At 75.0% G+C, this 17,750-nt stretch carries 15 protein-coding genes; 10 read left to right on the plus strand and 5 right to left on the minus strand.

The annotated features are described in order from the left end of the window. The first annotated feature begins 506 nt into the window (after positions 1 to 506). The 3 genes from ACLWS4_RS33335 to ACLWS4_RS33345 all read left to right on the plus strand — a co-directional run bounded on the left by ACLWS4_RS33335 (position 507) and on the right by ACLWS4_RS33345 (position 2,472). Positions 507 to 1,127 carry an ABC transporter substrate-binding protein gene (locus ACLWS4_RS33335; protein WP_234348561.1) on the plus strand — a complete coding sequence of 207 codons (621 nt, stop codon included), beginning with the start codon at positions 507 to 509 and terminating at the stop codon, positions 1,125 to 1,127. 75 nt (positions 1,128 to 1,202) lie between these two features. Continuing rightward, positions 1,203 to 2,162: an asparaginase gene (locus ACLWS4_RS33340; RefSeq protein ID WP_416876077.1), complete on the plus strand. Its 960-nt coding sequence runs from the start codon at positions 1,203 to 1,205 to the stop codon at positions 2,160 to 2,162. A gap of 100 nt (positions 2,163 to 2,262) precedes the next feature. Next, complete coding sequence (locus tag ACLWS4_RS33345) at positions 2,263 to 2,472, plus strand: dodecin (RefSeq protein WP_049661518.1); 210 nt, start codon at positions 2,263 to 2,265, stop codon at positions 2,470 to 2,472. A gap of 15 nt (positions 2,473 to 2,487) precedes the next feature. Here ACLWS4_RS33345 and ACLWS4_RS33350 read toward each other — a convergent pair whose 3' ends face one another. The 3 genes from ACLWS4_RS33350 to ACLWS4_RS33360 all read right to left on the minus strand — a co-directional run bounded on the left by ACLWS4_RS33350 (position 2,488) and on the right by ACLWS4_RS33360 (position 5,410). Next, entirely contained in the window at positions 2,488 to 3,297 is an 810-nt protein-coding gene (locus ACLWS4_RS33350) for a heme ABC transporter ATP-binding protein (protein WP_416876085.1), read from the minus strand. A gap of 2 nt (positions 3,298 to 3,299) precedes the next feature. Continuing rightward, entirely contained in the window at positions 3,300 to 4,310 is a 1,011-nt protein-coding gene (locus ACLWS4_RS33355; RefSeq protein ID WP_380778621.1) for a FecCD family ABC transporter permease, read from the minus strand. A gap of 74 nt (positions 4,311 to 4,384) precedes the next feature. Beyond that, positions 4,385 to 5,410 (minus strand): heme/hemin ABC transporter substrate-binding protein, encoded by a 1,026-nt coding sequence (locus ACLWS4_RS33360; protein ID WP_416876078.1) that lies wholly within the window; start codon positions 5,408 to 5,410, stop codon positions 4,385 to 4,387. Between the two features lie 172 nt (positions 5,411 to 5,582). Between ACLWS4_RS33360 and ACLWS4_RS33365 the strand changes: the two genes are divergently transcribed. Further along, complete coding sequence (locus ACLWS4_RS33365; RefSeq protein ID WP_416876079.1) at positions 5,583 to 7,136, plus strand: HtaA domain-containing protein; 1,554 nt, start codon at positions 5,583 to 5,585, stop codon at positions 7,134 to 7,136. 54 nt (positions 7,137 to 7,190) lie between these two features. Beyond that, a complete protein-coding gene (locus tag ACLWS4_RS33370; protein WP_416876080.1) occupies positions 7,191 to 8,837 on the plus strand; it encodes an HtaA domain-containing protein in 1,647 nt (548 codons plus the stop codon). A gap of 82 nt (positions 8,838 to 8,919) precedes the next feature. Here ACLWS4_RS33370 and ACLWS4_RS33375 read toward each other — a convergent pair whose 3' ends face one another. Further along, the gene (locus ACLWS4_RS33375) at positions 8,920 to 9,588 is read right to left on the minus strand and encodes a heme oxygenase (biliverdin-producing) (RefSeq protein WP_387830960.1); all 669 of its coding nucleotides are present in this window, start codon (positions 9,586 to 9,588) and stop codon (positions 8,920 to 8,922) included. Between the two features lie 214 nt (positions 9,589 to 9,802). Then, positions 9,803 to 10,294: an inorganic diphosphatase gene (locus ACLWS4_RS33380; RefSeq protein WP_030244505.1), complete on the minus strand. Its 492-nt coding sequence runs from the start codon at positions 10,292 to 10,294 to the stop codon at positions 9,803 to 9,805. 76 nt (positions 10,295 to 10,370) lie between these two features. Here ACLWS4_RS33380 and dacB point away from each other — a divergent pair, with 76 nt between their 5' ends. The 5 genes from dacB (at position 10,371) to ftsH (ending at position 17,698) form a co-directional block, all read left to right on the plus strand. Beyond that, positions 10,371 to 12,026: a D-alanyl-D-alanine carboxypeptidase/D-alanyl-D-alanine-endopeptidase gene (gene dacB / locus ACLWS4_RS33385; protein WP_416876081.1), complete on the plus strand. Its 1,656-nt coding sequence runs from the start codon at positions 10,371 to 10,373 to the stop codon at positions 12,024 to 12,026. A gap of 177 nt (positions 12,027 to 12,203) precedes the next feature. Continuing rightward, complete coding sequence (locus tag ACLWS4_RS33390) at positions 12,204 to 13,376, plus strand: zinc-dependent metalloprotease (protein ID WP_049659916.1); 1,173 nt, start codon at positions 12,204 to 12,206, stop codon at positions 13,374 to 13,376. Between the two features lie 284 nt (positions 13,377 to 13,660). Beyond that, positions 13,661 to 14,788: a tRNA lysidine(34) synthetase TilS gene (gene tilS / locus ACLWS4_RS33395; protein WP_074006435.1), complete on the plus strand. Its 1,128-nt coding sequence runs from the start codon at positions 13,661 to 13,663 to the stop codon at positions 14,786 to 14,788. A gap of 71 nt (positions 14,789 to 14,859) precedes the next feature. Continuing rightward, positions 14,860 to 15,414, plus strand: a complete 555-nt coding sequence (gene hpt, locus ACLWS4_RS33400; RefSeq protein WP_049654051.1) for a hypoxanthine phosphoribosyltransferase — start codon at positions 14,860 to 14,862, stop codon at positions 15,412 to 15,414. Positions 15,415 to 15,643: 229 nt separating this feature from the next. Further along, on the plus strand, positions 15,644 to 17,698 hold the full coding sequence (gene ftsH, locus ACLWS4_RS33405; protein ID WP_074006436.1) for an ATP-dependent zinc metalloprotease FtsH: 2,055 nt from the start codon (positions 15,644 to 15,646) through the stop codon (positions 17,696 to 17,698). Positions 17,699 to 17,750: the final 52 nt, after the last annotated feature.

Below are 17,750 nucleotides of genomic sequence, written 5' to 3' on the forward strand. Positions count from 1 at the left end.
AGCGCCGCACCCTTCCCGGCCGTTCCGCCCGGCCGCCCCTCCGGTCGGCCCCATCCCTCCGCCCCGGCGGCCTCCCCAGGGCGCACACCAGGGGCGCGCATGAAGGCCGTGCACGCCCTGGGGTGCGCGCCTGCGCGGAATCGGGCGCCACTCTTCCTGGGGAAAGGGCTGGTCATATCAGCCACCCCCGTTCGCCAGGGGGCCGTTCGGGTGCACGGGCGGTGCGCGTGCGCCGGGTGGGGTGGCACGCTGGTGGACCGTACGAGGGGTCCGGGGCGCCAGGAGGTCCGCCGCGCCGGACCCGGGTTCGGCCGGGCGGTCGAGCCGGTAGGTCAGGCGTCTGGCGGTGCCGCCCCGGTGGGCGTCACGGCCGGGGACCGGAGCCTCCGGGGGTTCCCGGCGGGCCGGTGGACGGGACGCGCGGCCCGTCGGGGGACGGGTCGGACCGGCGGCAGCGACGGGGTGCCGCGAGCGGGCGGGATCGGACGACGTCAGGTGGTTGGGTGATGGACGCGAGCAGCGTGGCGCGGGACCGGTCCGGGTCGGTGGTGCGGGCCCCCGGGGGCCCGGACGGTCCGGCGGCGGGAGCGGAGGACGAGCCCGACCTGGAGGGGCTGGGCCTGGAGCAGCTGCGGGTGCTGCGCCGGGAGACCCTGGAGCAGGAGGCCGACCTGTCCTACCTGCGGCGGCTGCTGCACGGGCGGATGGACATCCTGCGCGCCGAACTCGACCGGCGGCCCGGCACGGGCCCGGTCCGTACGGCCGACCCGTCCGGCCCCGACCCGGCCCCCGGCGACCTGCTGGACCGGCTGCCGGCCATCCTGACCGACGCGCCCTCCACCGTGCGGCGCTCGGCCCGGCACGTCACCCTCGGGCCGCCGCGCACCCGGGAGTCCCGGCTGGAGGCGGACGCGCTGATGGGCGACGTCCAGCTCGCCGACCTGGCGGCGCACCCGGCCGAGGAGCTGCTGGCCGCCCTGGAGCGGCTGCGGGCGTACGAGCGGGAGGTGTCCGGACGGCGCCAGCGGCTGCTGCGCACGGCCGACGGTTGCAACGCCGAGATCACCCGCAGGTACCGTGATGGGGAAGCACGGGTCGACGACCTGCTCGCACGGGGGCCGCTCTGACCGGGTGGGTCGCCGCGGGCGGGTGAGGCCCGGCTCGCTCCCGGCCCACCCTCGCCCCGGAAGGCTCACACCGCCATGTCCCTGCCCGCCCCCGCGCCCGTTCTCGCCGAGGTCATACGCTCCGGCTTCGTGGAGGGCCGCCACCGCGGCTCCCTGGTGCTGCTCGCGGCCGACGGCTCGGTCGAGTTCGCGCTCGGCGACCCGGACGCCCCGGTCTTTCCGCGGTCGACCGCCAAGCCGTTCCAGGCGGTGGCCACGCTGCGGGCCGGGCTGGCGATCGAGGGCGAGCTGCTGGCGCTGGTGGCCTCCAGCCACTCCGCGGAATCGTTTCACCTCGACGGCGTGCGGAGCATCCTCGGCTCCGCCGGGCTCGACGAGTCGGCCCTGCGCACCCCGGCCGACCTGCCGCTGGACGAGACCGAGGCGGAGCTGCTGCTCGCCGCCGGCGGCGGGCGCGCCCCGATCCTGATGGACTGCTCCGGCAAGCACGCCGGCTGGCTGGCCGCCTGCACGGCCAACGGCTGGGACACCGAGAGCTACCTCGACCCGGCCCACCCGATCCAGCGGCTGGCCCGCGAGGCCCTGGAGGAGGCCACCGGCGAGACCGCCGCGCACGCCGGGGTGGACGGCTGCGGCGCGCCGCTGCTGGCCGTGTCGCTGACCGGCCTGGCCCGCGGCTACCGCGGCCTGCTGCTGGCCGCCGAGGGCAGCGGGCCGCGCCGCGTCGCCGACGCGATGCGCGCCCACCCCGAGTACGTGGCCGGCACCCGGCGGGCCGACACCTGGCTGATGCGGGCGGTGCCGGGCGCGCTGTCCAAGATGGGCGCCGAGGCCGTCCAGGTGGTCGCGCTGCCGGACGGCCGGGCGCTGGCCTTCAAGATCGAGGACGGCGCCGAGCGGGCCCGCGGCCCGGTGCTGGCGGCCGCGCTGCGCCGGCTCGGGGTGACCGGGGCGGACGGGACCGTCGAGCGGATCGGCGCGGCCCCGCTGCTCGGCGGCGGCGTGCCGGTCGGCGAGGTGCGGGCGGCGTTCTAGGACCAGCCCGCGGCGTCGGAGGCCACCCGTCGGGGTGCGGGCGGACCCGGGTCGGTGCACGGTGGACCGGGGGGCGTCCGTACAGCTGAGGGAGTCCGCCATGACCGACCATGTGTACCGGGTGACCGAGATCGTCGGGTCCTCGGCCGAGAGCGTCGACGCCGCGATCCGCAACGGGGTGGAGCGGGCCTCCCGGACGCTGCGCAACCTCGACTGGTTCGAGGTCTCGCAGGTCCGGGGCCACCTGGAGGACGGCCGGATCAAGCACTACCAGGTGTGCATCAAGGTCGGCTTCCGGCTGGAGGACTGAGCGCCGGCGACGCGCTCAGCGCTCCGGCAGCACCAGCGGCACCCCGGTGCGCGGGTGCGCCAGCACCTCGACGGGGTGCCCGTACACCTCGCTGAGCAGCGGCGCCCGCAGCACCTCGGCGACCGGCCCGTCCGCGACCGTCGCCCCGCCCGTCAGCAGGACCACCCGGTCCGCGTAGGCCGCCGCCAGGGACAGGTCGTGCAGCACCACGACCACCCCGTCCCCGGCCGCGGCCCGGGCCCGGGCGACCCGCAGCACCAGCTCCTGGTGGCGCAGGTCGAGGGCGGCGGTCGGCTCGTCCAGCAGGAGCAGCGGGGTGCGCTGGGCCAGCACCCGGGCCAGCGCCACCCGGGCCCGCTCGCCGCCGGACAGGGCGGTGAACGGGCGCCCGGCGAAGGCGGTGGACTCGGTGGCCGCCATCGCCTCGGCCACGGCCGCCGCGTCCTCGGCGGCCGCCGCGGTGCCCGCCCACGGCGCGCGGCCCATCCGGACCACCTCGTCGGCCGGGAACGGGAAGGACAGTGCGGCGGACTGCGGCAACAGGGCGCGGTGCAGGGCGAGTTCGGCGGCGCTGTAGTCGGCCGGCGGGCGGCCGCGCAGGGTGACCGACCCGCCGTCCGGCCGGACGTCGCCGGCCAGTACGGACAGCAGGGTGGACTTGCCGGCGCCGTTCGGCCCGAGCAGCGCGACCAGTTCGCCGGCCGCGACCCGGACGGCGGCGCCGTCCAGCAGAGGGCGCCCGCCGAGGCTCAGCCGGACGCCCTCGGCGGCGAGCAACTCGCTTCCGGGCTCCGGTCGTTCGGGGATCTCCCGGTGGCGTCGCAGTCTCACGCCCAGCCTCCCTGCCTGGTCCTGGTCCGGCGCAGCAGCCAGAAGAAGAACGGGCTGCCGATCAGTGCGGTGACCACCCCGAGCGGGATCTCGGCGGGCTCGGCGACGGTGCGGGAGGCGAGGTCGGCGGCCACCAGCACCAGCGCGCCGCCGAGTGCCGAGGCGGGCAGCAGGAAGCGGTGGCCGGGCCCGGCGAGCATCCGCAGCAGGTGCGGGACGACCAGGCCGACGAAGCCGACGATGCCGCTGACCGCGACGGCCGCCGCGGTGAGCAGGGCGACGACGGTGATCAGCGCCAGCCGCATCCGCTCGACGTCCACCCCGAGGTGGCGGGCCGGGCGCTCGCCGAGCGCCAGCAGGTCCAGCCTGCGGGCGTACAGCGGGGCGACGGCCAGGCCGGCCAGCGCGAACGGCAGGACGGCGAGCACCTTGCCCCAGGTGGCCTGGGAGAGCGAGCCGAGCTGCCAGAAGGTGACCTGGCTGATCGCGGCGGGGTCGGCGATGAACAGCAGGATGCCGATCAGCGCGCCGCAGAAGGCGTTCACGGCGACGCCGGTGAGGATCAGCGTGACCACCTCGGTGCGCCCGCCGGAGCGGGACATCGCGTACACCGCGACGACCGTCAGCAGGCCGCCGGCGAAGGCGAAGACGGGGGCCGTCCAACCGCCCAGGGTGTTCAGGCCGAGCACGATGCAGGCCACTGTGCCGACCGCGCTGCCGGAGGAGACCCCGATCACGGCGGGCTCGGCGAGCGGGTTGCCGAACACGCCCTGCATCAGTGCCCCGGCGCAGCCGAGCGAGCCGCCGACCAGCAGGGCGAGCACCACCCGGGGCAGCCGGACGTTCCACAGCACGGACTCGGGCACCCGGTCCAGGGCGTGGCCGCCGAGGCCGAGGCGGTGGGCGGTGGAGGCGAGGATGTCGCCGAGCGGGATGCGGTAGGCGCCGACGCCGGCCGCGAGGAGGGCGCAGAGGAGCAGGGCGGCGGCGAGTCCGGCGGTGAGCAGGGCGGTCCGGCCGGCGGTCGGCGCGGCGCTCTCCCCGGGCGCCTCGCGGGAGCTCTCCTCCCGTACGGCGGTGGTCACTTGGCGTCCGCCGGGTAGAGCTGGGCGGTGATCCCGCGCAGGACCTGCGGGGTGCGCGGGCCGTAGCTGAGCAGCTGGCCGTCCTCGATCGAGACGATCCGGCGGTCGAGCCCGGCCGGGGTCTGGGCGACGCCGGGCAGCTTGAGCAGGCCGTCCGTTCCGCCGACCGAGTCGAGCCCCTTGCTCATCACCAGGATCGCGTCGGGCGCGGCCTTGACCAGGGCCTCGCTGGTGAGCGGGACGAAGTTGTTGGTGAGGCCGGCGGCGGTGCCGGCGTCCTCGCCGCCGACCGCCTCGATCAGCGAGCCGGCGCCGGAGCCGGGGCCGCCGAGCAGGTAGACGGAGGCGCTGCCGCGCAGGTAGAGGAAGGCGACCCGGGGGTGCCGGCCGTCGGCCGGGACGGCGGCCATCGCCTGGTCGATCCGCTGCTCGGTGCGCTCCTTGAGCTGCCGTCCGGCGTCCGGGACGCCGAGTGCGGCGGCGACGGTGTCGATGCGCGGTCCGACGTCGGCCAGCCGCTTGGCGTCGTCCAGGACGATCAGCGGGACGCCGGCCGCCCGGATCTGCGCGATCGCCTCGGCCGGGCCGGTGGAGCGGTCGGCGAGGACGACGGTGGGGTGCAGTGAGAGCACGCCCTCGGCGGAGACGTCGTGGGCCTGGGTGATCACCGGCAGGGCGGCGGCCTGTTCGAAGGTGGTGGAGACGTCCCGGGCGACCACCTTGGGGCCGAGGCCGAGGCTGAACACCAGCTCGGCGAGGCTGCCGTTGAGCGGGATGACCCGTTCGGCGCTGGTGACGGTGACCTGGCGGCCGTCGGCGGAGGCGGTGGTGGCCGGGAGCCGGGGGGCGGGCTCGCCGGGCAGCGGTTCGACGGCGTCGGGGGTGCGGGAGACGGCCGCCCCTGCTGCCCCGGCCGTCCCGCTCGCGGCGCCGCAGGCGGTGAGGGCGAGCAGCAGGCCGAGGGCGAGCAGCAGGAGGACGGGCCCGCGGGCCGCCCCGGATCGGATCGTAACGCTGCTCAACCTGGTTCCCTTCACCGGGAGTTGGTGCCTGTGGCGCCCCGCCGCCGGGGGAGGGGGCGGCGGGGCTCTTGACTCATATATTAGGTTAGCCTTACCTGAGTTCCGCAAGGGGGTGGTGCCCACCGGGCCCCCTTTGCGGCATCCCCCCATGCCTCCTGAGGAGTGATTCGCCGTGCCCCTGTCCAGCCGGCTCCGCCGTCTGGCCGCCGCCCTGGTGGCCTCCCTCGCCGCCCTGCTGGCCGTGGGCCTGTCGCCGGGGCCGGCGGCCGCCGCCGAGGGCAGGGTCTCCGGCGGACGGCTGGACTGGGGCATCAAGCAGTCCTTCCTGACCTACGTCACCGGGCCCATCGCCAAGGGGAGTTGGGGGCTGACCGGCGGCGCGGCCACGGTCGGCGGCAGCACCTTCCGGTTCCACTCGGCGAACGGCACGTACGATCCGGCGGCCGGCGCGCTGACCGCCGCCTTCTCCGGCGGCGTGCGGTTCACCGGGCACCAGGAGGGCGGCTCCAACGCGCTCGACCTGAGCATCGGCCGGCTCACCTTCAAGGCCGTCCAGGGCGGCGCGGCCGGGCTGTACGCCGACGTCAGCAGCAAGTCCAAGGAGACCGGGCAGGTCAGCAGCGCGAGCCAGGCCAAGCTGGCCGACCTCTCGCTGGCCGGCGTCGACCTGCGCGGCGCGGCCGGCACCCTGACGCTGAGCGGTGTCCCGGCGACCCTCACCGACGCCGGAGCGAAGGCCTTCGGCGGCTTCTACCAGGCCGGCACGGCCCTCGACCCGCTCAGCCTCTCGGTCAACCTGCCCGCCGCGCAGCCGACGCCGGCGGCCCCCGCCCCGACGTCCGGCGCGGCCGCCACGGCCGCGCCCGCGACCACGCCACCGGCGACCGCCCCGTCGCCGGCCGAGCCGGCCGCCCCGCCGGCCACCGAGCCGGCCGCCCAGGCCCTGGCCCGTACCGGGTTCGCCGACGGCGCCCTCGACTGGGGCGTGCGCCGCACCTTCCGCGACTACGTCACCGGCGCGATCGCCCAAGGCCGTTGGGAGCTCGGCGGCGGCGCGGCCGACGGCGGCGCGTTCTTCCGCTGGACCCCGGCCAAGGGCACGTACGACCCGGCGACCGGAGAGCTGACCGCCGCCTTCACCGGCACCGTCCGCTTCACCGGCATGCGCGCCGGCGACGGCTACGGCCTGGACCTCACCCTCGCCAACCCGGGCGTCAGCGTCTCCGGCGGCCAGGGCCGACTGCTCGCCGACGTCTCCGGCCGGACCCCGGACGGCGGCACCCGGCAGCTCCCCGGCGTCGAGCTGGCGACCTTCGACCCGGCCGGCCTCAAGGCCGAGGGCGGCCTGCTGACGGCCGTCGAACTGCCGCTCACGCTCGCCGAGGGCGGCGCCGAGGCCTTCGGCGGCCTGTACCCGGCGGGCACCGCGATGGACCCGCTGAGCTTCGCCGTCGCCCTCGACCCGGCCGCCGCGCTGCCCCCGCTGCCCGACCTCGGCAGCGCCCCGGCCACCCCGCCGGGCGCCGTCGCGAGCCCGCCCGCCTCCCCGGCCGCCGTGCCCGTCGCCGCGTCCTCCGCGGACGGCGTCCCGGTGCCGGCCGTGGTCGGCGGCGCGGTGCTGGTGGCGGCCCTCGCCACCACCGGCGGCCTGCTCGTCCGCCGCCGCCGGGCGGCCGCCGCGGCCGGGGCCCCCGCCACCGGGCCCGACGCCGACGACGCGGCCTGACCCTTTCGGGAGCGTCCCCCCGCTCCCTCCCCCCATCCGAACGGAGTACCCAGCATGTCCCGCAACCGCACCCGGCTGGCCGCCCTCGCGGCCGCCACCGCCGGCCTCGGCCTGACCGCCCTCGGCGCCCCCGCACTGGCCTTCGGCGCGGGCGGCCCGAGCAGCGTCACGTACGACACCGGAGCGCTGGACTGGGGTGTGAAGGCCAGCTTCCGCAGCTACATCGAGGGCCCGGCCTCCCAGGGCGGCGCGATCGAGCTGACCGGCGGCGCGACCCGCAACGCCGACGGCACCTTCCACTTCGGCCTGGCGAACGCGGCGTACGACCTCACCACGCACGCGCTCAGCTCCTCCTTCACCGGCGGCGTGCACTTCACCGCCCACCACGGCGCGCTGGACGTCGCGCTCAGCGACCTGCGGATCACCACCTCCGGCACCACCGGCACGCTGACCGCCGACACCGCCTCCAAGGAGTCGGTGGGCGCCGCCGACGTCACCCGCCGGGACGACGTGCCGCTGGTGACGTTCACCGTCGCGCGGGACACCACCAACGGGACGCCCGCCGCGGCCAAGCTGACCGAGCAGGGCGCCCGGGCCTTCGCCGGCTTCTACCCGGCGGGGGCGGACATGGACCCGCTGTCGCTGCTGCTGAAGCAGAGCCCGGCCACGACCCCGCCGACCGTGCCGCCGACCGCGACGGCCACCGCCACGCCGTCCGCCACCTCCTCGCCGAGCACGGGCCCGACCGGCGGCCCCACCGGCAGCCCGAGCGCGAGCCCCACCGCCACGGCCACCGGCACGCCGACCGCGACCCCGTCGTCCGGCACCCCCTCGGCCGGCTCCTCGCCGTCGGCCACCCAGGCGCCCGGCGCCACCGCCTCCCCGTCCGCGAGCGGGGGCCCCGGCACGGCCCCGGCGACCGTGCCGGTGGTGAACGGGACGCTGGACTGGAAGGTCAAGGAGAGCTTCCGCACGTACCTGGAGTCCCCGATGGCCGCCGGGAAGGTCGAGTTCGGCGGCGGCGCGGCCGACTACCGCTTCGGCGGTGCCACCGGTGCCTACAACACCACCGACCACTCCCTGAGCGCCGCCTTCAACGGCTCGGTCCGCTTCCTCGGCCACCCCGGCAAGGACGGCTGGGCGCTGGACACCACGCTCTCCAAGCTGGGCCTGACCATCGACCGGGACGGCGCCTTCCTGACCGCCGACATCAACGGCAAGTCCCAGGACGGCGGTTCGACCTCGCTGAGCGGTGTCAGGATCGCCCGGCTGGACGTTCCGGCCTCCGCCCTGAAGCCGGTCGGCGGCGTGGTGACGCTCTCCGGCGTTCCGGCCACGCTCACCGCCGAGGGGGTGCCGGCCTTCTCCAACTACCCGGCCGGTACGGCCCTGGACCCGGTCAGCGCCACCCTCGCCTTCGACAAGGACGCCAAGCTGCCGCCGGCCGGCTCCTCCGGCAACGGCAACGGCAGCGCCGGCGGCGGTTCCGCGGCCGGCGGCGGCCAGGGCGCCGGCACCGGTACCTCCGGCGGGGCCTCGCTGACCACCGGCGGCCTGAGCGGTACGGGCGGCGGCTCGCTGGCCGCCACCGGCGCGGACACCCCGGTGGTCCCGCTGCTGGCCACCGCGGCCGGTCTGCTGCTGGTCGGCGGCAGCGCCACCGTCCTGGTGCGCAACCGCCGTGGCGCGGTCCAGGCCTGACGCCCGGACGGAGTGCCGAAACGGCCCCGGCGAGCAAACGCTCGCCGGGGCCGTTTCCCGTGACCGGGGTAAGGAGGAACGTTTACGCACTCAGCGGGTAGCGCGTGTCCAGGTCGCGGAAGACCGCCCCGTTGAGCACGAAGGCCCGCTTGCACTCCTCGACCACCCGGCGCCGCTCGACCTCGTCCATCGCCTCCCCGGCCGCGTCCAGCTTCGCCCGGTACTCGCGCTTGAAGGCGGCCGGGTTGTCGACCTCCTCGAAGACGTAGAACCGCACGCCGTCGCCCTTGCGCTCGAAGCCCCAGGTCTTCTCCGCTATGCCCCGGATGATCTGACCGCCCGACAGGTCGCCCAGGTAGCGGGTGTAGTGGTGCGCGAGGTACCCGGCCGGCCACTCGGCTGCCAGCTCCTCCAGCCGGGCGACGTACGCGGCGGTGGCCGGCAGCGGGGCCAGGCCGTCCCGCCAGTCGGGCCCGCGCAGGTGCGCCAGGTCGCGCTCGATGGCGGCGGTGCGCAGCAGCGCCCGGTCGATGAAGGGGCCCGCCAGCGGGTGCTCCGCGAGCTGCTCGGCCCGCTCTTCCAGGGCCCGGTAGACGTACCAGAGCTGGCCGGTGAGGTCGGCGTACGCCTCGATCCCGAGACCGCCGCCCAGCAGCCGGCTCATGAACGAGGAGTGTTCGGCGGCCTCGTGCTCCTCGCTGCTGGCGGTGCGGAGCACGGTGGAGAACGGGGCGGGCGCGGGCGTGGGCATGCGGCCTCCAGGGTCCGGGATCGGCCGGTGGGAATCGGCTGAATATGTGGTTAGCCTAACCTAACTTCATGCCTTGCCGACAGGCTGTCGGCAAGACGTCCCGTCCCCGGACACGACAGAGGCCGGGGTCCGCGGACGAATCCGCGAACCCCGGCCCCGGGCTGTCCCGACCTGCCTCCGACCGTCCCCGGCCGAGTGGGATCGGAACGACGGCTCAGTGGCCGCCCTGCTCCGCCAGACGCTTGATCGAAGCGGTGACCTCGGCCTCGGCCTCGGCGCGGCCGACCCAGTTGGCGCCCTCGACGGACTTGCCCGGCTCCAGGTCCTTGTAGACCTCGAAGAAGTGCTGGATCTCCAGGCGGTCGAACTCCGACACGTGGTGGATGTCGCGCAGGTGCTCCCAGCGCGGGTCCGTCGCCGGGACGCAGAGCAGCTTGTCGTCGCCGCCGGCCTCGTCGGTCATCTGGAACATGCCGATGGCGCGGCACTTGATGAGGCAGCCCGGGAAGGTCGGCTCGTCCAGGATGACCAGGGCGTCCAGCGGGTCGCCGTCCTCGCCGAGCGTGCCCTCGACGTAGCCGTAGTCGGCCGGGTAGCGGGTCGAGGTGAAGAGCATCCGGTCGAGCCGCAGACGGCCGGTCTCGTGGTCGACCTCGTACTTGTTACGAGAGCCCTTCGGGATTTCGATAAGGACGTCGAACTCCAACGGTTCCTCCAAGGTAGGGACTGACAGAATCCAAGTGTCTCCTACGGGAGCGGGTGCTCGGGAAAGGGGCCGGTCGGTGGGCACAGGGGGAGGGGCGGCGGGCCGCCGCGGGGGGACGGCCGCGGGGCTGTTCGGAGCGGCGCTCCTGGTCGTCGGTACGGTCCTGACCTCGGGTGGTGCGGTCGCGCAGCCGGCCCCGCCGCCGGGCGGGCACAGCGCCGGGCCGGGCGAGGGCGAGGACCACGACGGACCGAACGGCCACGGCGGGAGGAAGGGCGAGCACGGGAAGGGCGGCGCCGGTCCCCGGTCGAACGACGACCCGGGCGCCGCACCCGCCCGTCGGGCCGCGCCGCCCGCCGCGCCCACGCCCGCGGCCTCCGTGCCCGGCGCCTCCGTGCCCGCCACCGGGGGTGGCGACGCGTCCGCTGCGCGCCCGGCCCCCGCGCCGGGCGCCGTCCTGGCCGCCGTCGAGGGCGGCCCGGGCGCCGCCGTCCCCACCGCGCAGGGCCTCCGGCAGGCGCTCGCCGCCGTGCTCGCCGACAAGAGCCTCGGCGAGGTCACCTTCGCCGTCGCGGACGCCGGCACCGGCCAACTCCTGTACGGCTCCGGGGAGAACACCCCGGCCACCCCCGCCTCCACCACCAAGCTGGCCACCGCGGTCGCGGCCCTGTCCCTCATCCCGGGCGACACCCGGCTGCACACCCGGGTGGTCCAGGGCGCGGCCCCGGGCACCATCACCCTGGTCGGCGGCGGCGACCCGACGCTCACCGCGCTGCCCGCCGACCAGGTGCAGATCGGCGGTCAGCCGGCCGACGCCGACACCGCCCCCGCCTCACTGGACTCCCTCGCCCAGCAGACCGCCGACAGCCTCAAGGGCCTCGGCACCACGACGGTCCAGCTGGACTACGACCTGTCGATGTACGCGGGCGGCCCGCAGCACAGGAACCACGACGCCCAGAACATCGCCCTGGTGGTCCCGCTGATGGTGGACGAGGCCAAGGCGGACCCGAAGAGCCGGGAGGACGCGCCGGACCGGGTCGCCGACCCGGCGGCCGCGGCCGCCGAGGCCTTCGCCGCGCTGCTCCGGGCCCGCGGCATCACCGTGACGGGCAAGGCCGGCCCCGCCGCCGCGCCCGCGCCCGCGCCGACCGCCACCGGCACGGCGCCCCTCGGCGACGTCTTCTCGCCGACCGTCGCCCGGCTGGTCGAACGCCTGCTGACCACCTCCGACAACCAGCTCGCCGAGGCGATCGCCCGTCAGGTCGCCATCGCCGCCCACCAGCCCGCGAGCTTCGAGGGCGCCGCGGCCGCCGTCACCCAGGAGCTCACCCGGCTCGGCGTGCCGATGGGCACCGTGGTCCTCAACGACGGCAGCGGCCTGCACCCGGGCAACGCGATACCGCCCGCCGTCCTGGTCCGACTTCTCGCGCTGGCCGCCTCCGAGCAGCACCCCGCCCTGCGCCCGGTGCTCACCGGCCTCCCGGTCGCCGGCTTCACCGGCACCCTCAACAAGCGGTACGGCTCCGGGTCCGGCGCCGCCGACGCGGCCGGGCTGATCCGCGCCAAGACCGGCACCCTCAGCGGCGTCAACACCCTCGCGGGCACCGTCGTCGACGCCGACGGCCGCCTGCTCGCCTTCGCCGTCATGACCCGTACCGCCGCCCCCGCCGACACCGCCCGCGCCGCCATGGACCGCGTCGCCGCCCGCCTCACCACCTGCGGCTGCCACTGACCCGCCGCCGCCCTCCAACGGCCCCGGCCCGGCGGCCCGGAGGCACCCCGCCGCCGCGCACCGGTCCGCCGCCCGCCACTGGTCGCGGCCGGAGACCGGTGGGGCCGGGGCCCGTTGGGGAGAGGTGTTCGCGGCGGGTGGCTGCCGTTGGTGGTGGGGAGCACGTACGGTGAGGGCATGACGAGCGCGAGTGGCGGTGCTGACATGGTCGACTGGAACCTCGCGGTCGCAACCGCGACCAGGTTGGTGCGGCCGGGTCCGGAAGTGAGCCGGGAGGAAGCGGCGGCGGTGGTCGCCGAGCTGCGCCGGCACGCCCTGGAGGCGGAGGAGCACGTGCGGGCGTTCACCGGCATGCGTTCGTCCAGCCTGTCCCAGGCCGCGGCGACGCCGGTGCTGGTGGTGGACCGTCCGGGGTGGATCCGGGCCAACGTGGCGGGCTTCCGCACGGTCGTCCAGCCGCTGGTGGAGAAGCTCCAGGCGCGTCGGGCGAACAGCACGGCGGCCGGGGTGTTCGGCGCGGTGGGCGAGAAGGCGACCGGGATCGAGGTCGGGGCGCTGCTGGCGTTCCTGTCCACCAAGGTGCTGGGCCAGTACGAGACCTTCGCCCCGGCCGAGCCCCCGCTGGAGGCGCCGGACAGCCCGGCGGCGCTGTTCGACAAGCCGCGGCTGGGGCCGGAGGGCCCCGGGCCGGGCCGGCTGCTGCTGGTGGCGCCGAACATCGTGCACGTCGAGCGGGAGCTGGACGTCGACCCGTCCGACTTCCGGCTCTGGGTCTGCCTGCACGAGGAGACGCACCGGACGCAGTTCACCGCGGTGCCGTGGCTGCGTGACCACATCCAGTCCGAGGTGCAGTCCTTCCTCGCCGAGACGGACGTCGACCCGGGCGCCCTGCTGGAGCGGCTGCGGGACGCGGCGGGTTCGCTCGGCGGCCTGCCGGGGGGCGGCAGCCGGGAGGGCGCCTCCTCCGGGAACCTGCTGGAGATCGTCCAGTCGCCCGCGCAGCGCGAGATCCTCGGCCGGCTGACGGCCGTGATGTCGCTGCTGGAGGGCCACGCGGACGTGGTGATGGACGGCGTCGGGCCGGCCGTGGTGCCGACGGTCGCCGAGATCCGGGAGAAGTTCCAGCAGCGCCGGGACCGCGGCGCCAACCGGCTCGACCTGCTGCTGCGCCGGCTGCTCGGCATGGACGCGAAGCTGCGCCAGTACCAGGACGGCGCGGTGTTCGTGCGCGGGGTGGTGGAGCAGGTCGGCATGGAGGGGTTCAACCGGGTGTGGACCTCCCCGAACACCCTGCCCACCAAGGACGAGATCCACGACCCGGCCGCCTGGGTGGCCCGGGTGGCGCGCTGAGCGCGGTCGTGACGCGGGCGCGCCGTACGCCGGACGGCAAGCGGCGCGCGCCGGTCAAACCCGCTCGTACGAGTGGTCCAATCAGGCCGACGACGAGTGAAGAAGCGTTTCTTCATTCACCCGAACGTGGGACGGTCGACCTGCCGGGGGCGCGGGTGGCGTAGTGGGTGGCCACTATCTGCCACCATCTGTGAGCGCCCGGTAACCGGGTGCTCATGCGGGTGCGCGGTCCCCGCCGCGTCCGCCGCACGTCCTGTCCCCCCTCCGTCGAGGAGTCGTCCGCCGTGGGTCCTCACCCCGCCGTCGCCGCGATACGCCTGGCCGTTCGCCGTACGCTCACCGACCTCGCCGCCGAGGCCGGTTCCACCTTCACCGCGCCGGTGCGCCGGCCCCGGGAGCGCCCGGCCGGGGCGCCGCTGGTGGGTGCCGCGGTCGGCACCACCCTGATCGGCAACGCCGCGCGCCACCCCTCCGGGCTGCCCCGGACCCCGGCCGCGCCCGGCTCGCCGCTGGTCCTGGTCGCGGTCAGCGGCGGCGCCGACTCGATGGCGCTGGCCATCGCCGCCGCCTTCGAAGCCCCCAAGATCGGCCTGCGGGTCGGCGCCGTCACCGTCGACCACGGCCTCCAGGCGGGATCCGCCGAGCGCGCCGCCCAGGTGGCCGACCGGCTGCGCAGCCTCGGCCTCGACCCGGTGGAGGCGGTCCCGGTCCGGGTCGGCCGCGCCGGGGGCCCGGAGGCCGCCGCCCGGGACGCCCGCTACGCCGCCCTGGACGCGGCCGCCGACCGCCACGGCGCGATCGCGGTGCTGCTCGGCCACACCCGGGACGACCAGGCCGAGACCGTGCTGCTGGGCCTGGCCCGCGGCTCCGGCTCCCGCTCGCTGGCCGGGATGCCCGCCCAGAAGGGCCGCTACCGCCGCCCGCTGCTGGAGCTGGACCGGGCGGCCACCCGGCAGGCCTGCGCCGCCCAGTCGATCCCGGTCTGGGACGACCCGCACAACTGTGATCCCGCCTACACCCGCTCCCGGGTCCGCCACGAGGTGCTGCCGGTCCTGGAGAAGCACCTGGGCGGCGGGGTGGTCGAGGCGCTGGCCCGCACCGCCCGGCTGTTCCGCGACGACGCCGACGCCCTCGACCAGTGGGCCGCACTGGCCGAACGCGACCTCCGTACGGGCGACGGCGCCCTGGACGCCGTGAAGCTGGCCGAACTGCCGCCCGCGGTGCGCCGCCGGGTGCTGCGCCGGGCCGCGCTGCGGGCGGGCTGTCCGGCCGGGGACCTGTTCGCCCGGCACCTGGAGACGATCGACCTGCTGGTCACCGGATGGCGCGGACAGGGCCCGCTGCACCTACCCGGGGGCGTCGAGGCCACCCGCAGGTGTGGCACGCTGGTCTTTCGGCGGCAGGGCGACTGACGGGCGAGGCATGCCCAGGGGGAGCCGACCGCCGGCCACACAGACCCCGAACGTTTGAGGACGTATCCCCGGTGGACCAGAACGACATGGGCGCTGACCTCGCGAAGGTGCTCATCAGCAAGGACGAGATCGACGCCAAGCTCCTGGAGCTGGCCGAGCGAATCGACCGGGACTACGCAGGCAAGGACCTGCTGATCGTCGGCGTCCTCAAGGGGGCTGTGATGGTCATGGCCGACCTGGCCCGGACCCTGCACTCGCAGGTCACCATGGACTGGATGGCCGTCTCCTCGTACGGGATGGGCACCAAGTCCTCCGGTGTGGTGCGGATCCTGAAGGACCTGGACACCGACATCGCCGGCCGTGACGTCCTGATCGTCGAGGACATCATCGACTCCGGTCTGACGCTGTCCTGGCTGCTCGGCAACCTGGGCTCGCGCGGTCCGGCCTCGCTGGAGGTCTGCGCGCTGCTCCGCAAGCCGGACGCCGCCAAGGTCGAGATCGACGTCAAGTACGTCGGCTTCGACATCCCCAACGAGTTCGTGGTCGGCTACGGCCTGGACTACGCGGAGAAGCTGCGCAACCTCCCCTTCATCGGGACCCTCGCCCCGCACGTCTACGGCGGCTGACGGCCCCGTTCGGGTTACGGGCGGGAACAGTAGGCCGTTCCCGCCCGTTGGACCCCCGGGGACAAAGAACCACAGCCGTCTCGCCGTGCTCCCGCCATGGGTGGGTCCGACTGCGGTACGGTCCAATAAACCGCTCTTCACATGAGCACCAATCGGATTGCGCCGCGGCCCAACAGCCCCCCGGCGCCGTTGAGTGGCAGGAGGGACGGGGCGGCAACGCCCCGCATGGATGGACGTCAAGCGATACTTCCGTGCGCCGATCATGTGGATCGTGCTGGCCGTCCTCGCCGTCATCGTGCTGATGCAGGTCGTTTCGGACTCCAACGGCTACAAGACGGTGGACACCGGTCAGGTCGTCGCGGCGATCGACGCGCACAACGTCAAGTCGGCGCAGATCACCACCGGTGACTCGAACACGATCAAGATCCAGCTCAAGGACGGCGCCACGCTGCCCAGTGCCGGAACGGGCAAGACCCCGTCCGGTACCAAGTTCCAGGCCTCTTACATCGGCGACCAGGGTGTCGCCATCGCCGACAAGCTCCAGGCCCAGGTCAACGACAAGGACGCGAGCACGCTCGCCGAGGGCTACACGATCAGCCCGGAGAAGCAGAGCACCTTCGTCAGCCTGCTGCTGTCGATGCTCCCGATCGTGATCATCGTCCTGGTCTTCCTGTTCCTGATGAACCAGATGCAGGGCGGCGGCTCCAGGGTCATGCAGTTCGGCAAGTCCAAGGCCAAGCTGCTCACCAAGGACACCCCGAAGACCACCTTCGCCGACGTCGCCGGCGCGGACGAGGCGGTCGAGGAGCTCCACGAGATCAAGGAGTTCCTCCAGGAGCCGGCCAAGTTCCAGGCCGTCGGCGCCAAGATCCCCAAGGGCGTGCTGCTCTACGGCCCGCCCGGCACCGGCAAGACCCTGCTGGCCCGCGCCGTCGCGGGCGAGGCCGGGGTGCCCTTCTACTCCATCTCCGGCTCGGACTTCGTCGAGATGTTCGTCGGTGTCGGCGCCAGCCGCGTCCGCGACCTCTTCGAGCAGGCCAAGGCGAACGCCCCGGCGATCGTCTTCGTCGACGAGATCGACGCCGTCGGCCGGCACCGCGGTGCGGGCCTCGGCGGCGGCCACGACGAGCGCGAGCAGACCCTCAACCAGCTGCTGGTCGAGATGGACGGCTTCGACGTCAAGGGCGGCGTGATCCTGATCGCCGCGACCAACCGCCCCGACATCCTGGACCCGGCGCTGCTGCGCCCGGGCCGCTTCGACCGCCAGATCGCGGTCGAGCGCCCCGACCTCCAGGGCCGGCTGGACATCCTCAAGGTGCACCAGAAGGGCAAGCCGATCGCGCCCGACGTCGACCTGTCGGCCGTCGCCAAGCGCACCCCCGGCTTCACCGGTGCCGACCTGTCGAACGTCCTCAACGAGGCGGCGCTGCTGACCGCCCGCTCGGACAAGAAGCTGATCGACAACGGCATCCTGGACGAGGCGATCGACCGCGTCGTGGCCGGTCCGCAGAAGCGCACGCGGATCATGTCCGACCGGGAGAAGAAGATCACCGCGTACCACGAGGGCGGCCACGCCCTGGTCGCGGCGGCCTGCCAGTACAGCGACCCGGTGCACAAGATCACCATCCTGTCCCGCGGCCGGGCCCTCGGCTACACCATGGTGCTGCCGGACGAGGACAAGTACTCCACCACCCGCAACGAGATGCTCGACCAGCTCGCCTACATGATGGGCGGGCGCGCGGCGGAGGAGCTGGTCTTCCACGACCCGACCACCGGTGCCTCGAACGACATCGAGAAGGCCACCGCGACGGCCCGGGCCATGGTCACCCAGTACGGCATGACCGAGCGCCTCGGCGCGATCAAGTTCGGCTCGGACAACTCGGAGCCGTTCCTGGGCCGCGAGATGGGCCACCAGCGCGACTACTCGGAAGAGGTCGCCGGGCTGGTCGACGAAGAGGTCAAGAAGCTCATCGACACGGCGCACAACGAGGCCTGGGAGATCCTGGTCGAGAACCGCGACGTGCTCGACAACCTGGTCCTGGAGCTCCTGGAGAAGGAGACCCTGAACAAGGAGCAGATCGCCGAGGTCTTCGCCCCGATCGTCAAGCGCCCGACCCGGCCGGCCTGGACGGGCTCCGCCCGCCGCACGCCGTCCACCCGGCCTCCGGTGCAGTCCCCGAAGGAGCTGGCGCTCACCAACGGCGCCGCCTCCGGCGAGGCCGCTCCGGTGGACGTCGTGAAGCTCCCGCCGCTGCCGGCCACCGAGCCGCCGACCGAGGGCTGACCCCCGCTCCGTAGGGAATGGATGCCGCGTCACCAGGGTTTGTACCCTGGAG

Origin of the sequence: Kitasatospora sp. SC0581 (assembly GCF_048159585.1) — a bacterium.
In the GTDB taxonomy this organism is placed as follows: domain Bacteria; phylum Actinomycetota; class Actinomycetes; order Streptomycetales; family Streptomycetaceae; genus Kitasatospora.

Bases quoted from the DNA above. Each gene is read 5' to 3' on its own strand.
- ACLWS4_RS33335 (WP_234348561.1), top strand. From the start codon at position 507: ATGGACGCGAGCAGCGTGGCGCGGGACCGGTCCGGGTCGGTGGTGCGG.
- ACLWS4_RS33340 (WP_416876077.1), top strand. From the start codon at position 1,203: ATGTCCCTGCCCGCCCCCGCGCCCGTTCTCGCCGAGGTCATACGCTCC.
- ACLWS4_RS33345 (WP_049661518.1), top strand. From the start codon at position 2,263: ATGACCGACCATGTGTACCGGGTGACCGAGATCGTCGGGTCCTCGGCC.
- ACLWS4_RS33370 (WP_416876080.1), top strand. From the start codon at position 7,191: ATGTCCCGCAACCGCACCCGGCTGGCCGCCCTCGCGGCCGCCACCGCC.
- ACLWS4_RS33375 (WP_387830960.1), bottom strand. From the start codon at position 9,588: ATGCCCACGCCCGCGCCCGCCCCGTTCTCCACCGTGCTCCGCACCGCC.
- ACLWS4_RS33390 (WP_049659916.1), top strand. From the start codon at position 12,204: ATGACGAGCGCGAGTGGCGGTGCTGACATGGTCGACTGGAACCTCGCG.
- ftsH (WP_074006436.1), top strand. From the start codon at position 15,644: ATGGACGTCAAGCGATACTTCCGTGCGCCGATCATGTGGATCGTGCTG.